Annotated in this window: 12 protein-coding genes; 9 read left to right on the top strand and 3 right to left on the bottom strand. The window is 61.3% G+C overall.

Annotated elements, in window-relative coordinates:
• Positions 1-2: 2 nt before the first annotated feature.
• Entirely contained in the window at positions 3-1,187 is a 1,185-nt protein-coding gene (glp, locus tag ACN0SD_RS06780) for a gephyrin-like molybdotransferase Glp (RefSeq protein WP_417807462.1), read from the top strand.
• Between the two features lie 90 nt (positions 1,188-1,277).
• Positions 1,278-1,979: a transcriptional repressor LexA gene (lexA, locus tag ACN0SD_RS06775; RefSeq protein ID WP_417807461.1), complete on the top strand. Its 702-nt coding sequence runs from the start codon at positions 1,278-1,280 to the stop codon at positions 1,977-1,979.
• Between the two features lie 124 nt (positions 1,980-2,103).
• Here lexA and ACN0SD_RS06770 read toward each other — a convergent pair whose 3' ends face one another.
• Positions 2,104-4,218 (bottom strand): ComEC/Rec2 family competence protein, encoded by a 2,115-nt coding sequence (locus tag ACN0SD_RS06770; protein ID WP_417807460.1) that lies wholly within the window; start codon positions 4,216-4,218, stop codon positions 2,104-2,106.
• Between the two features lie 111 nt (positions 4,219-4,329).
• Between ACN0SD_RS06770 and gltX the strand changes: the two genes are divergently transcribed.
• From gltX to ACN0SD_RS06740, 6 genes are all read left to right on the top strand, one after another.
• The gene (gene gltX, locus ACN0SD_RS06765; RefSeq protein WP_417807459.1) at positions 4,330-5,745 is read left to right on the top strand and encodes a glutamate--tRNA ligase; all 1,416 of its coding nucleotides are present in this window, start codon (positions 4,330-4,332) and stop codon (positions 5,743-5,745) included.
• A gap of 80 nt (positions 5,746-5,825) precedes the next feature.
• Positions 5,826-7,121 carry a citrate synthase gene (gltA, locus tag ACN0SD_RS06760; RefSeq protein WP_417807458.1) on the top strand — a complete coding sequence of 432 codons (1,296 nt, stop codon included), beginning with the start codon at positions 5,826-5,828 and terminating at the stop codon, positions 7,119-7,121.
• A 202-nt stretch (positions 7,122-7,323) separates the two neighbouring features.
• On the top strand, positions 7,324-7,986 hold the full coding sequence (locus tag ACN0SD_RS06755; protein WP_417807457.1) for an SDR family NAD(P)-dependent oxidoreductase: 663 nt from the start codon (positions 7,324-7,326) through the stop codon (positions 7,984-7,986).
• A gap of 66 nt (positions 7,987-8,052) precedes the next feature.
• Positions 8,053-8,838: a 5'/3'-nucleotidase SurE gene (gene surE, locus ACN0SD_RS06750; RefSeq protein WP_417807456.1), complete on the top strand. Its 786-nt coding sequence runs from the start codon at positions 8,053-8,055 to the stop codon at positions 8,836-8,838.
• A complete protein-coding gene (locus ACN0SD_RS06745) occupies positions 8,835-9,491 on the top strand; it encodes a protein-L-isoaspartate(D-aspartate) O-methyltransferase (RefSeq protein WP_417807455.1) in 657 nt (218 codons plus the stop codon). Before surE ends, ACN0SD_RS06745 begins: the two co-directional genes overlap by 4 nt.
• Positions 9,492-9,553: 62 nt before the next feature.
• Complete coding sequence (locus tag ACN0SD_RS06740) at positions 9,554-10,759, top strand: LysM peptidoglycan-binding domain-containing protein (RefSeq protein WP_417807454.1); 1,206 nt, start codon at positions 9,554-9,556, stop codon at positions 10,757-10,759.
• 89 nt (positions 10,760-10,848) lie between these two features.
• Here ACN0SD_RS06740 and ACN0SD_RS06735 read toward each other — a convergent pair whose 3' ends face one another.
• Together ACN0SD_RS06735 and gatB are read right to left on the bottom strand one after the other, a co-directional pair.
• Complete coding sequence (locus tag ACN0SD_RS06735) at positions 10,849-11,820, bottom strand: DUF808 domain-containing protein (RefSeq protein WP_417807453.1); 972 nt, start codon at positions 11,818-11,820, stop codon at positions 10,849-10,851.
• A 114-nt stretch (positions 11,821-11,934) separates the two neighbouring features.
• Entirely contained in the window at positions 11,935-13,452 is a 1,518-nt protein-coding gene (gatB, locus tag ACN0SD_RS06730) for an Asp-tRNA(Asn)/Glu-tRNA(Gln) amidotransferase subunit GatB (RefSeq protein ID WP_417807452.1), read from the bottom strand.
• Positions 13,453-13,771: 319 nt separating this feature from the next.
• On the opposite strand from gatB, the gene ACN0SD_RS06725 reads away from it, so the two are divergent.
• Positions 13,772-14,956, top strand: a complete 1,185-nt coding sequence (locus ACN0SD_RS06725) for a sugar ABC transporter substrate-binding protein (protein ID WP_417807451.1) — start codon at positions 13,772-13,774, stop codon at positions 14,954-14,956.
• Positions 14,957-14,959 lie beyond the last annotated feature (3 nt).

The following is a 14,959-nucleotide window of genomic DNA, read 5'->3' as shown; positions in this document are numbered from 1 at the left end:
TTATGCTGTCAGTCGAAGAGGCGCTGGAGAAAGTTCTGGCATTGGTGGCCCCGCTGGGGTGCGAAACCGTGGCGCTGCGCGACGCGCGTGACCGAGTGATGGCCGTGCCCGCGCAGGCGCAGCTGACTCAGCCGCCGTTTTCAGCCTCGGCGATGGATGGCTACTGGCTTGCGGCCCCCGATCACCGCCCCGGCGCGCGCTTACGGGTCGAGGGCGAATCCGCCGCCGGGCGCAGCTATCAGGGGCCGCTGTCCCCCGGTCAGGCCGTGCGCATCTTTACCGGTGCTCCCGTGCCCGGCCCTGATGGCGTCGTCGTGCTGCAGGAGCATGTCACGCGCGAGGATGACGCAATCACGCTGGCGCAAGACCTTGAAACCCATGGCAATATCCGCCCCGAAGGGCAGGATTTCAAACGCGGCGACAGCTTTCACCCAAAACGCCCGCTGAGTGCGCGCGATTTGGGGCTGCTGGCCTCGATGAACGTGGCGGAACTCAGCGTCTATCGCCGCCCCGAAGTCGCAGTGATCGCGACAGGCGATGAGCTGGTGATGCCCGGCGAAACGCCCGGCCCCGATCAGATTATCTGCTCCAATAGTTTTATCGTGACCGCGTTGGCCGAGTCCGCTGGCGCGTGCGTGCGTCTCTTGCCGATCGCGCGCGATGATCGCGACTCCTTGCGCGCGGTGTTCGAGCTGGCCAAGGGGGCCGATTTGGTGGTGACCTCTGGCGGTGCCTCGGTTGGCGCGCATGATCTAGTGGGCGAGGTCGCGGGCGAACTGGGGCTGGAGCGCGCCTTCTGGAAGATCGCGATGCGTCCGGGCAAGCCGCTTATGGCAGGTAAGATGGGCAACGCGGCAATGCTGGGCCTGCCGGGAAACCCGGTATCGGCCACCGTCTGCGCCGAGCTGTTCCTGCGCCCGATGCTGGCGAAATTGCAGGGGCTTGACCCTGCCCCGTGCATCGAATCCGCCGAGTTGGCAGTTGATGTTGCCCCCACTGGCGCGCGCACCCATTACATGCGCGCCACGCTGAGCCCCGGCGATCCGCTACCCCGCGTGACGCCCTTCGCGGCTCAGGATTCTTCGGTTCTGGGGGTGCTTGCCACCGCCGATTGCCTGCTGATCCGGCCCAAGGATGATGGCGCGCGTCAGGCCGGCGCACGCGTCGATATCCTGCGCCTCGATTAAGCTTGATGTGGCGAGAGCGTTGACAATAGGCAAGAACGAGTCTAGAACATAACCCGAACGCCTGACGAAAGTCACGACGGAGGGATTTGAATGCTGACGCGTAAACAGTTGGAACTGCTCGAATTTATTCAGAAACGGATGACCCGCGACGGGGTTCCGCCTTCGTTCGACGAGATGAAAGACGCACTGGATTTGCGCTCCAAATCGGGCATTCACCGTTTGATTACGGCGCTTGAGGAACGCGGGTTTATCCGGCGTCTGGCCCATCGTGCGCGTGCGATCGAAATCGTAAAGCTGCCCGAAGTATTGGAAAAGAAATTCGGCGCGCCCTCTGGCTTTAGCCCTAAAGTGATTGCGGGGGATAAGGTTGATCCGCCGCGCAATGCGATGCCGGTTGAGGCGGTGCATGCGCTGGAATTGCCGGTGATGGGCCGCATTGCCGCCGGTGTCCCGATCGAGGCGATCTCGGAAGTCTCCCATCACGTAGCTGTGCCCGGTGCGATGGTGTCGGGGCGTGGCGATCACTACGCGCTTGAGGTTAAGGGCGATTCGATGATCGAGGCCGGGATCAACGATGGCGATATCGTGGTGATCCGCGAGACCGGCACGGCAGAGAACGGCGATATCGTGGTGGCACTGGTTGAGGGGCATGAGGCCACGCTCAAGCGGTTCTATCGCCGCAATGGCATGATCGCGCTCGAGGCCGCCAACCCGGCCTATGAAACGCGCCTGTTGCGCGACGATCAGGTCAAGGTTCAAGGGCGGCTTGTTGGGTTGATCCGCAGCTATTGAATGGCTCTAACATGCGAAATAACGGGGCGTCTTGCGGGGCGCCCTTTTTTGCGTCTGGCACCCCTTGATCGGTGGTGCGTTCGTGGGGGACGACGCGAGATGAGTATTTTTGGCTAGATGAAAACTAGCGGTTCCACAATCGTGGGCCGGGACGGGCTTGTGACCGGAGGTGGCCCTGCCCGTCCAGCACCACGGCGCCGGTGCGTTTTAGGCGCGTCTGATCCCAGAGATCGCAGCCGGCGGGCACAGTTTTTACCCGTGCGTTGGTCACGATCAGCGCATTGTCGTGGCACAGCAAGGCGAGATTGGATTGCGCGCTCTTTCCGCTCAGATGGATCAGTTTGCGCCCTGCAATTTCCGCCACGCGCGCGGAGTTCGGACCATTGAAGCCTTCGCGTTTCGCGCCCTCCTGCGGGCTAGTCATATCGCCATCAGCTTCAAGCCAACGCGCCCCAACAAACTTTGCAGCAGATTTCGACAGTACGCGACCCTGCGGGGTCATCAACCCGACCAACTCCCCCTCGGGCGCGATTAGAATCGCGGGGCGGCGGGCGGAAGCGTTGAGCCAGAAAAACACGCTTAGACCCATCAGCAGGATCGCGACGCTTCGCCCTGCTCCGCGCGCAAGAACCGCGCCAAGTGCTCCCAGCACCAACAGCGGAATCACCCATGGGCCGGGATCCACCACGGGCACCACCGCCCCCTCAATCGTTGCGAAATACTGTGCCACGGCAAGTATCCAACGCGTACCAAGCCCCATCACCCAGAGCGCGGGCATCGATAACCCGACAAGCGCCAAAATCGCCGCGATCACCCCAGCCGGCATCACCACCATCCCCATCGCAGGCACCGCCAAAAGATTGGCGAAAACGCCATATTCCGATACGCGATGGAATTGTGCCGCCACGATGGGCGCGGTCGCCGCCCCCGCGATCACCGAAGTCGCGATCAGCATCGCCAACGGTCGCAAAAGGCGCGGGATACGACGCGCGACCCGCGCCCACGGGCCGAGCGCGACGATCAGCGCAGTGGTGGCTGCAAAAGACATCTGGAAGCCCGGCGCAATCAGGCTTTCGGGTCGCCAGATCAGCAGAAGGGTCGCCGCTAACGCCACCGTGCGCAGGCTGAGGGCGCGTCGGTCGATCAGTACCGCCAGCAGCATTACCGTCACCATGATCCACGCGCGTTGTGTCGACACAGCGGCCCCCGACAGCCAGAGATACCCGGTTGCCGCCAGCAGCGCGACGATCGCGGCGATCTTTTTGGCCGGCCAGACTAGCGCGCGATTGCCCCATAGCGCCAACCCATAGCGCACCAATGCAAAAACGAAGCCCGCAAGCAGCCCCATATGCAGCCCCGAAATCGCGATCAGATGCGCAAGGTTGGAGCGGCGCATATCCTCTCGCGTGGCCTCGCTGAGCCCTGAGCGATCGCCCGTCAGGATCGCCGCCGCCATCGCGCCCGATTGACCCGAAATGCGCGCCTGAATCGCCTGTGACAAGGTCCGTCGGGCGCGATGCGCGCTGAGGCCCAGATCGCGACGGGCGGGCGGGGCAAAGCGCATCACCGGCACGCTGGTATAGCCGATCGCGCCCAACCCGTTAAACCAAGCGGCGCGGCGAAAATCATAGGCATCCGGCGCGGCGGGCGGCGGCGGGGGCATCAGATGCGCGGTGGTCATCACGAAACTGCCGGGCGGGGGCACATCGCCATCGCCCATATCGCCCAGCGCAATTCGCACGCGTTTGGGCTGGATGCGCGCGTCAATGCGCACCTGATCGAGCGTGATGCGCAGCTTGTCAGAGGCCGCGCGATCAATCCCGATCACCCGCCCCTCGACGGGCCCGTAATAGCGATAGGGTAACACTGGCGCCGCAACGGACTGCGCCCGCCAGCCCGCCAGCACGAACCCCGCGCAGGCCAGCACAAGAATCGCGGCAGGAAAGCGCGCCCATTCCGCACCGCGCAGCCAGACCCATAAAGAAAGCGGCCCGGCTATCCCGACGCAGGCATAAAGCGGCACGCTCGGTTCTGAGGGCGTAGAAAAATACGCCCCGATGCCCAGCGACAAAGCCACGGGCATCCAGAGAAACAGCTTCGCCCTTGCCCGCGTCAGCGCCAGCGCGGGGTTTTCCAATCCGGCGAAAACAGCATGCCACAGCAAGCCCAGAACGCGACGCGCGCGCGGCCCCAGTGGTGCACCCTCACGCGGGCGCGATCCGATCCCTTGCCAAGCCACGCTTGTCTTGCGCCCCGTCCCTGCTTATGCATCCAACCGAGAAAGCCTAAGCGCTTTATGGTTTCCAAAAGATTAACGCGCGCTCAAACCCGCGCGGTAGAAAGGCCCCAGATGTCGCAGCAGCCCGTGACCAAGAAAATCGTCACCCGTTTCGCCCCTTCGCCCACCGGTTACCTGCATATCGGTGGCGCGCGCACGGCCCTGTTTAACTGGCTGTTTGCACGCGGCCATGGCGGGAAATTCTTGCTGCGGATAGAGGACACCGATCACGCGCGCTCGACCCCCGAGGCGACGGCTGCGATCTTGCAAGGGCTTGATTGGCTGGGACTGGATTTCGACGGTGAGGTCGTCAGTCAAGCCGCCGGGGCTGCGCGCCATGCCGAGGTCGCCCATGAGATGCTTGCTTCTGGTCGCGCCTATAAGTGCTTTGCCAGCCAGGAAGAAATCGCTGCGTTTCGCGAAGCCGCGCGCGCCGAGGGCAAATCCACGCTGTTTCAAAGCCCGTGGCGCGACGCTGATCCCGCCACCTACCCCGATGCGCCTTTCGTGATCCGCCTCAAGGCCCCACGCGAGGGCGCGACGGTGATCAAGGATGCAGTGCAAGGCGATGTGACGATCCGCAACGACCAACTGGATGACATGATTTGTTTACGATCCGATGGTACACCCACTTATATGCTCGCGGTTGTCGTGGATGACCACGATATGGGCGTGACCCATGTGATACGCGGCGATGACCACCTGACCAATGCCGCACGCCAGATTCAGGTCTATCAGGCGATGGGTTGGGACGTTCCGGTCTTTGCCCATATTCCGCTGATCCACGGCCCCGATGGCAAGAAACTGTCCAAGCGCCACGGCGCGGTTGGGCTCGAGCAATATCAGGCGATGGGCTATCCGGCCTCGGGGATGCGCAACTACCTGACACGGCTGGGGTGGAGCCATGGCGATGACGAATTTTTTACCGATGCACAGGCGAAGGACTGGTTTGAACTGGACGGTATCGGCAAGTCGCCCGCGCGTCTCGATTTCAAGAAACTCGAGAATATCTGTGGTCAACATATCGCGATCACTGAAGATGCCCAATTGCTAGGCGAAATTGAGGGCTATCTCGCAGCTGCAGAAAAAAATCCCCTCACGGAAACTCAACGTCAATCGTTGCTCTTGGCACTCCCTTTCGTGAAGGTCAGCGCCAAAACTTTAGAGCAGGTTATTGAAAAAGCGCACTTTTCATTGACAAACCGCCCAATCGAAGTTGAGGAAAAAGCCGCTAAGGCGCTTGACGATGTATCCCGTGGTATACTGAAAGAATTGACCTTTGTGCTGCAACGCGCTAATTGGACGCGGGAAGAACTGGAGGCAGCCGTTGGAGAAGTCGCCAGCGCTCATGGGCTTGGACTTGGAAAGGTTGCAGCCCCGATGCGCGCAGCCCTTGCCGGACGCGCCGCCACCCCCAGCGTTTTCGAGATGATGCTTGTTCTTGGCCAAGAGGAAACCTTGGCGAGATTGAGCGACAAGGCGGCCTGAGGCCTGGCCGCCCTTTCCGGGACCGACCCCGGACGTCACCAACCGGCGCGGCCCAGCCGGACGATTGAAAGGGAATATTCATGGCTGAGACCTCCAAGACCGCCACGCTGACGCTTGATGGAAAAACCTATGAGCTGCCGGTGCTGTCGCCCTCTGCCGGCCCCGACGTGGTCGACATTCGCAAGCTGTATGCGCAGGCTGACGTGTTCACCTATGATCCCGGCTTTACCTCCACGGCATCTTGCGAAAGCTCGATTACCTTTATCGACGGTGACAAGGGCGAGCTGCTGTATCGCGGCTACCCGATTGATCAACTGGCCAACGAATCGCACTACCTCGAGGTATGCTACCTACTGCTGAACGGCGAATTGCCGAGCAAAACCGAGCTGGAAGATTTCGAATATCGCATCACGCGCCACACGATGGTGCATGAGCAGATGCACAATTTCTTCCGTGGGTTCCGTCGTGACAGCCACCCGATGGCGACGATGGTGGGCGTGGTTGGCGCGATGTCGGCGTTTTACCATGACAGCCTTGATATCAACGATCCGTGGCAGCGCGAAGTCGCCTCGATGCGCCTGATCGCAAAGCTGCCCACGATTGCCGCGATGGCGTATAAATATTCGATCGGCCAGCCCTTCGTTTATCCGCGCAACGATCTGGGCTATGCCGAGAACTTCCTCAACATGTGTTTCTCGGTGCCTGCCGAGCCTTACAAGGTTGAACCGGCGCTGGCCAAGGCAATGGACCGGATCTTTACGCTGCATGCCGATCACGAGCAGAACGCCTCGACCTCGACCGTGCGTCTGGCCGGCTCGTCGGGGGCCAACCCGTTCGCGTGTATCGCCGCCGGTATCGCCTGTTTGTGGGGCCCGGCACATGGCGGCGCGAACCAAGCCTGTCTGGAAATGCTGCGCGAAATCGGCACCGTGGACAAGATCCCGGAATATATCGCGCGCGCCAAGGATAAGAATGATCCCTTCCGCCTGATGGGCTTTGGTCACCGCGTTTACAAAAACTTCGATCCGCGCGCCAAGGTAATGAAGGAAAGCGCCGATGAGGTGCTGGACCTGCTGGGCGTGCATAACAACGAGACGCTTCAGGTCGCCAAAGAACTGGAACGCATCGCGCTGGAAGATCCCTATTTCGTCGACAAAAAGCTGTATCCGAACGTCGATTTCTATTCCGGCATCATCCTAGAGGCGATGGGATTCCCGACCTCGATGTTCACCCCGATCTTTGCGCTCTCGCGCACCGTGGGCTGGATTTCGCAGTGGAAAGAGATGATCGAGGATCCGACCAACAAAATCGGTCGCCCGCGTCAGCTTTATACCGGCGCGACGATGCGCGATTACGTGGACGTGTCCAAGCGCTAAGCCGGTTGCACAAAGCTTTGCGGGCCGGGGGGAAACCTTCGGCCCGTTTTGCATTTTGACGTCGCGAAGGGGGGCGCTGCCCCCCGGCCTGCGCCCTCCCCCGGGATATTTCGATCAAGAGGAAGAAGGGAGCCGCGCGATTGCGTCGCATCCCTGTGTGCGCTCTTGCAAGGACGCGCGTGCGGTGGCAAAGACTGCCCCCATGAGCACAGATCCGACGCAAGATAAAAAACTCGCCCTTATCACCGGCGCCTCGCGCGGCCTGGGGGCAGCATTGGCCGAGGCGCTGGCTGCGGACGGCTATCACGTCATGGCCGTGGCGCGCACATCCGGCGCGCTTGAAGAGCTTGATGATCGGGTGCAGGCGCTTGGCGGCACCGCCTCGCTTGGGCCGCTCGATGTCAGCGACCCCGATCAAATGGCGCATCTGGCCAATTCGCTGGCCGCGCGCTGGGGTGGGGTCGATCTTTGGGCACATTGCGCGATCCATGCAGCGCCGCTGTCGCCCACAGCGCATATCGACGCCAAGGAGTTGGCGACATCGACCGCCGTCAACCTGACCGCCACGGCGCAGTTGATCGGGCTGATCGAGCCGCTTTTGCTGGCGCGCAAAGGCACGGCGTTGTTTTTCGACGATGACCGCGCGGGGCAAAAATTCTTTGGGATTTACGGCGCGACGAAAGCTGCGCAGATGGCGCTGGTGCGCAGTTGGCAGGCCGAAACCACCAAGCTCGGGCCGCGTGTTGTGATCGCCCAGCCCGCCCCGATGGCCACCGCGCTGCGCGGGCGTTTCTTCCCCGGCGAGGACCGCGAGAAGCTAGCGGATCGCCATACCGAGGCGCGCCGCATTCTGGACGCGCTTTAAGCCCCGCTTTACCCCGCAGCCCACCCGCGTTAAGCAGGGCAGACAGCCAGCATTTTCGGGGGCCACATGCGCATTCTCATTACCAATGACGACGGGATTGAAGCGCCCGGGCTTAAGGTACTTACCGAAATCGCCGCTGAGGTCGCAGGGCCAGATGGCGAGGTCTGGACAGTCGCGCCCGCCTTTGAGCAATCGGGCGTCGGCCATTGCATTTCCTACACCCGCCCGATGATGATTTCCAAGCTCGCAGAGCGCCGCTACGCGACCGAGGGCAGTCCTGCCGATTGCGTGCTGGCCGGGCTGTATGACGTGCTAGAGGGGCAGCGCCCCGATCTGGTATTGTCGGGCGTGAACCGGGGCAATAATTCAGCTGATAACGCGCTTTATTCCGGCACTTTGGGCGGCGCGATGGAGGCGGCTTTGCAAGGTGTGCCTGCGATTGCGCTGTCGCAGTTCTTGGGGCCGCTGGTGTTTGACGCGCCCGACATGTTCGAGGCCGCGCGCGTGCATGGCGCGGCTTTGGTGCGCAGGCTGTGGGCCAATGGTATCTGGGATGATGGTGATTACCGGGTGTTTTACAACGTGAATTTCCCGCCGGTGCTGGCCGCTGACGTCAAGGGCCACAAGGTCGTCGCGCAGGGCTTTCGCAAGGATTGCTATTTTGGCGTCGAACCCCATCACGCGCCCTCGGGGCGGCGGTTCTTGTGGGTCAAGGGTGGCCCGCAGCACACGCCCACCGCGCCGGGCACCGACGCGGAAGCCAATCTGGACGGCTACATATCGGTGACGCCGATGCGCGCCGATCTGACCGCCCATGACGTGCTAAGCGATCTTGAGGCACGTTTGGGATGAGCAAAGAGGCGCAAGAGAACCTGGCAGAGCGTAAGATGCGGTTTCTCTTTGCGCTGCGTTCCAAAGGCGTTACCGATGCGCGCACGCTGAACGCGATGGAGGCCATCGACCGGGGCCGCTTTGTGCGCGGCTTGTTTGCCGAGCGCGCCTATGAGGATATGCCGCTGCCCATCGCATGCGGTCAGACGATCAGCCAGCCCTCGGTGGTGGGGCTGATGACGCAGGCGCTGAAAGTCGGGCCGCGCGATACCGTTCTGGAGATCGGGACCGGCTCGGGCTATCAGGCGGCTGTGCTCAGTCAGCTTGCACGCCGCGTGTACACCGTGGATCGCCATCGCCGTTTGGCGCGCGATTCCGAGGCGCTGTTTGCCGCCATGTCGATCCCCAATATCGTGACGATTGCGGGCGATGGCTCACGCGGGTTACCAGATCAGGCCCCGTTCGATAGAATACTCGTGACCGCCGCCGCCGAAGACCCGCCCGGCCCCCTATTGGCGCAGCTCAAGATCGGCGGTATCATGGTCTTGCCCGTAGGTCAGTCCGACACGGTGCAAAGCCTGATCCGGGTGCAACGCCTTGAGGTCGGGTTTGACTATGAAGAATTGCGCCCGGTGCGCTTTGTTCCTTTGGTTGAGGGCATGGCGAATGATTGACGGGCAGGACGATAGATATGAAAAGGGCCCCCAGAGGCCCGGCAAACAGTGAGGACGAGCGGATGTCATTGAGAAACTCCCGGCTGCGGCTGATCCTTGTGGCAGGGGTTGCCGCAGGCACGCTGGCGGCGTGCGATCAGCAAGGCTTCGACATGGACCTGCGCCGCTTTGGTTCGGGGGGCTTGGATACCACCGACGCCGCGCGTCAGGCCGTGCAAGATCGCCCGCGCCCCGATAGTCGCGGCATCATCACCTATCCTAACTATCAGGTCGTCGTGGCCAATCGCGGAGAGACAGTGACCGCCGTGGCCCAGCGTATCGGCACCGATCCCGGCGCACTGGCACGCTACAACGCGGTGGCCCCCAATGCGGTGCTGAACGCGGGCGAAGTTCTGGCCCTGCCCAGCAAGGTTGGCGGCGGCGCTACTGCGGATGGCACGACAGGCATGGGCACCAACCCCAGCGCGCTAACCGCAGATACGATTGATATCACCTCGCTGGCGTCAAACGCGATCGACAATTCGCAATCGGGCCAAAGCGCGCGCCCCGCCGCCCCGGCAGCAGTAACGGCCACCAGCCCCGAGCCGACCCGCCACAAGGTGGCGCGCGGTGAGACCGCCTATTCGATCGCGCGTTATTACAATGTGCCGGTCAAGGCGCTGGCGCAATGGAACGGGTTACCCAACGATCTGAGCGTGCGCGAGGGTCAGGTTCTGCTGATCCCGGTCGCCTCAAGCCGCCAACCGGCCAAGGTGGAAACCGCAAGCACGACTACTGTTCCCGGCACCGGCTCACCGACCCCGGTTCCGCCTTCGGCGGCCGAGCCCCTGCCCAAAACCGTGCCGCCCAAAGCCTCGGCCCCGGTGGATAAATCCAGCGTGCCCGACATGAGCAATGAACGCACCAGCGCCTCAAGTAGCGCCAAGATGTCGATGCCGGTGTCAGGTGCGATCATTCGCCCGTTCAAGAAGGGCAAAAATGACGGGATCGACATTTCTGCAAGCCCCGGCACTGCTGTCAAAGCCGCGGAGGCAGGCACCGTTCTGTTGATCTCGCAAGACACCGATGATGTGTCGTTCCTTGCGCTCAAACATGCCGATAATCTGGTCACGGTCTATTACAACGTTACCGGCCTGAGCGTGAAGAAAGGTGCCAGCGTCAAGCGCGGTCAGACGATCGCCAAGGTCGCATCGGGCGATCCGGGCTATCTGCATTTCGAGGTGCGCAAGGGAATCGAGTCTATCGACCCGATGCCTTATCTGAACTGACGGAGGGGGCGCTGCCCCCAACTGACAAAGCCAAAACTTTGTCAGCCTCCCCCGGAGTATTTATCGCTAGATGAAAAAGCCGCGTGCGATCAGTGCGCGGCTTTTTTCTTGCCCGTAAGCAGGCGGTAAAGCGGTTGAATGAGGCGAGTTACGACAGGGATCAGCACCAGCCCATAAGCCAGCCCGAAGATGCCATCGAAAAACGCGGTGACGGCCCAGGCGACAAAGCCCTCGGCCTTGCCGACGGCATGGGCGGCGGCCTCGGCCTGATGGTGAATCCAGTCGTAGGGCGTGTGCCAGCCCAGCTCGGCCAGTCCGTGCAGCACGATATTTCCGCCCACCCAGATCATCGCTGCCGTGCCCACCGTCATCAGCACTTTCATCAGCCACGGCATCAGCTTGACGATGCCATGACCAAGCGCGCGGGTGGGCGCGAATTTGCCGTTTTTGCACAGCCATAGCCCCGCATCATCGGCCTTAACGATCAGCGCCACGCTGCCATAAACCACCACCGTCACACCGATCCCGATGATCGCGAGGGCCAGCGCCTCCATCCAGATGTTTTGCGCAGGCGGAAGCGCAGCCAGCCCGATTGTCATGATCTCTGCGGACAGGATGAAATCAGTCTTCACAGCCGCTTTGACACGGGACTCTTCAAGGTGATCGGCGGTTTGCGCCGCGATATGCCCCTCGGCGTCGGGCACATGCGGTTTGAACAGATGATAGACTTTTTCGCCGCCCTCAAAGCACAGGTAAGACCCGCCCAGCATCAACAGCGGCGTGATCGTCCAAGGCGCAAAGGACGACAGCAAAAGCGCCGCTGGCAACAGAAAAATCAGCTTGTTCTTGATCGAACCGAGCGCGATTTTCCCCACGATTGGCAACTCGCGCGCCGGTTCGAACCCGTGAACATATTTCGGCGTTACGGCCGCGTCGTCAATCAGCGCGCCTGCCGCCTTGCCCCCCGCCTGCACCGCTTGGCCTGCCGCATCGTCAATCGAGGTCGCCGCGATCTTGGCAATCCCCGCCACATCGTCAAGCAATGCCAGCAAACCACTCATACTTACAATCCTACTCGTCTCAACTGACTATCGGGGGTCAACCTAGGGTGAGGGGCCAAAGGTGGCAAACGAAAAGGGCGCCCGGAGGCGCCCTGACTGCGAGGGGAATCGCGCTTACAATCCCAGCTTTTGCGCCACCAATTCGTTGACCGCTTTGGGGTTGGCTTTGCCGCCCGAGGCTTTGATAACCTGGCCGACGAACCAGCCCGCCAGTTTCGGGTTGGCGCGGGCTTTTTCGACCTGATCGGGGTTGGCAGCAATCACGGCGTCCACGGCGGCCTCAATCGCGCCGGTGTCGGTCACCTGTTTCATACCGCGCGCCTCGACGATCTGCTCGGGGTCGCCGCCTTCGGTGTAGACGATTTCGAACAGATCCTTGGCGATTTTGCCCGAGATCGCATCGGACTTGATCAGCTTGATGATCGCGCCCAGTTGCTCGGGCGAAACCGGGCTGGCGGTGATCTCGGCGTCGTCCTTTTTCAGACGGCCGAACAGTTCATTGATGACCCAGTTGGCGGCCAGCTTGCCATCACCTGCTTGCGCCACCACGGCCTCAAAATAATTGGCGCTTTCGACATCTGCCGTCAGTACCGAGGCGTCATATTCTGACAGCGCGAATTCCTGAACAAAGCGCGCTTTTTTTCCATCTGGCAGTTCGGGCATCGAAGCTGCGATATCATCGACCCAAGCTTGTTCGATCTCCAACGGCAGCAGATCGGGGCACGGGAAATAGCGGTAATCATGCGCCTCTTCCTTGGAGCGCATCGAGCGCGTCTCGCCCTTATCGGGATCATAGAGGCGGGTTTCCTGCACGACCTTGCCACCGTCTTCGACGATGGCGATTTGGCGGCGGGCTTCATATTCAATGGCTGCCTGAATAAAGCGCATTGAGTTCATATTCTTGATCTCGCAGCGCGTACCGAGATGGACGAAATCTTGCGTTTCCTGATACTTCTCATAGGCACCCGGCTTGCAGATCGAGACGTTCACATCGGCGCGCAGGTTGCCGTTTTGCATGTTGCCATCGCAGGTGCCCAGATAGCGCAGGATCTGGCGCAGCTTGGCGACATAGGCGGCGGCCTCTTCGGGGCCACGAATATCGGGGCGGCTGACGATTTCCATCAGCGCCACACCGGTACGGTTGAGATCGACGAAGGACATGTTCGGGTCCATGTCGTGAATTGATTTACCCGCGTCTTGTTCAAGGTGAATCCGCTCCACGCGAACCTTGCGCGCGACGCCCGGCCCCATATCGACGATGATTTCGCCCTCGCCGACGATGGGATGGTAAAGCTGGGAAATCTGATAGCCCTGCGGCAGATCGGGGTAGAAGTAGTTCTTGCGATCAAAGGCCGAACGCAGATTGATCTCGGCCTTGAGGCCCAGCCCAGTGCGCACTGCTTGCGCCACGCAAAACTCGTTGATCACGGGCAGCATGCCGGGCATCGCGGCATCCACAAAAGCGACGTTGGAATTGGGTTCGGAACCGAAGGTGGTAGAGGCCCCCGAGAACAGTTTCGCATTCGAGGCGACCTGCGCGTGCACCTCAAGCCCGATGACCAATTCCCAATCCGATTGGGCCCCGGCAATGACCTTGGGCTGAGGCGAGGTGAATTCGAGATGATCGAGCATGTCCGCATCCTGTCTGAAAGGCGTGTTTCGCCTTCTAGGACAGGGGCGGCGCGGGGGCAAGAGGGCGCTCTTGCCAAGTGTCTGGACAACGCACCCTCCACTAGATTTAGTCACATGCGGTCCGCTGCAGCGCGGCAACACGAAGTCGTGACCCCGTGTAACCCTTCGCCCTCTTTGCGTGGGCCGAATTTGCGCCATGATATCGCTAACAGGGCGTGCCCCGCCGGGTCACGCGCCCTGCTGCGTTGCGCAGAGCTAGGACTGATCGCGAAATTGCGTCAGGCAGAGGAGGATATGACCCGGTTTCTGGAGGAATTTCATGACCAAACGCACCCCTCTTACGCCGGCTTCGGCATTGATCCGTCTTGCTGGCACTAGCGCGATCGCGCTTGGGCTGTGTGGCATGGCCGCGCAAGCCCAAGACGTCAGCGCATCCGATTTCGGGGCCGATTTCGCAGCGATGGCCAAGCTCAAGGACGTCACCGCCAAGGGCAAGGGCAAGATCGGCGTTTTGCTGCCCGACACGGCCAGCTCGGCGCGCTACACCTCGTTTGACGAGCCCTATCTGAAGAAAGCCTTCGAGATGGCTGGGCTTTCGAGTGATGATCTGATCATCTCGAACGCGCAAGGTTCAGAGGCTGACCAGCTCACCCAAGCGCAGACCGATATTTCGCAAGGCGCGACCGTTTTGCTGCTGGATCCGATCTCGTCGGGCGGCGGCGCTGCGGTTGAACAATACGCCAAGGAACGTGGCGTGGCGGTGATCGACTATGACCGTCTGACCGTTGGCGGCTCGCGCGATTACTATATCAGCTTTGACAACGTCTCGGTGGGCAAGCTGATCGGTCAGGGCATGGAAGAATGTCTGGCCGATTGGAAAGTCGCCGACCCCGATATCCTCGTGATGGCAGGCTCGCCCGACGACAACAACGCCACGCTGTTCAAGCAGGGCTATATGGATGTTCTCAAGCCGAAATTCGACGATGGCACCTATAATAACGCGGGCGAGCCTGCGGGCACTTGGGACCCCTCAGTCGCGCGCACGACGTTTGAGCAGCAATTCACCGCACATGAGAATATCAACGCGGTTGTGACCCCCAATGACGACAACGCAAATGCGGTGATCTCGTATCTCAAGACCCTCAGAGTGCCGCCGAACACCTTCCCGACGACCGGGCAGGATGCGACTGTCACCGGGCTGCAAAACATCCTGACCGGCTATCAATGCGGCACCGTCTACAAGCCAATCTATCTTGAGGCGCAAGCGGCCGCCGCCTTGGCGCTTTATGTGCGTGCGGGCGAAACTCCGCCCGAGGGTTTGATCAACGGTCAAACGATGGACAGTTCGCAAAACAAGGAAGTGCCCTCGATTCTGATGGTGCCGATCTGGGTGACAGCGAAGAACCTTGCTGACACCGTGGTCAAAGACAACTTCGTCGATGTCGCCAAGCTGTGCACCGGTGATGCTGCGGATGCGTGCAAAGCCGCTGGCATCGGGAACTGATAG

Source organism: Thioclava sp. (genome assembly GCF_048263065.1).
In the GTDB taxonomy this organism is placed as follows: Bacteria; Pseudomonadota; Alphaproteobacteria; order Rhodobacterales; family Rhodobacteraceae; genus Thioclava.
Note: the sequence above shows the minus strand (reverse complement) of the source record. Positions and strands in the feature narration are given on the sequence as shown.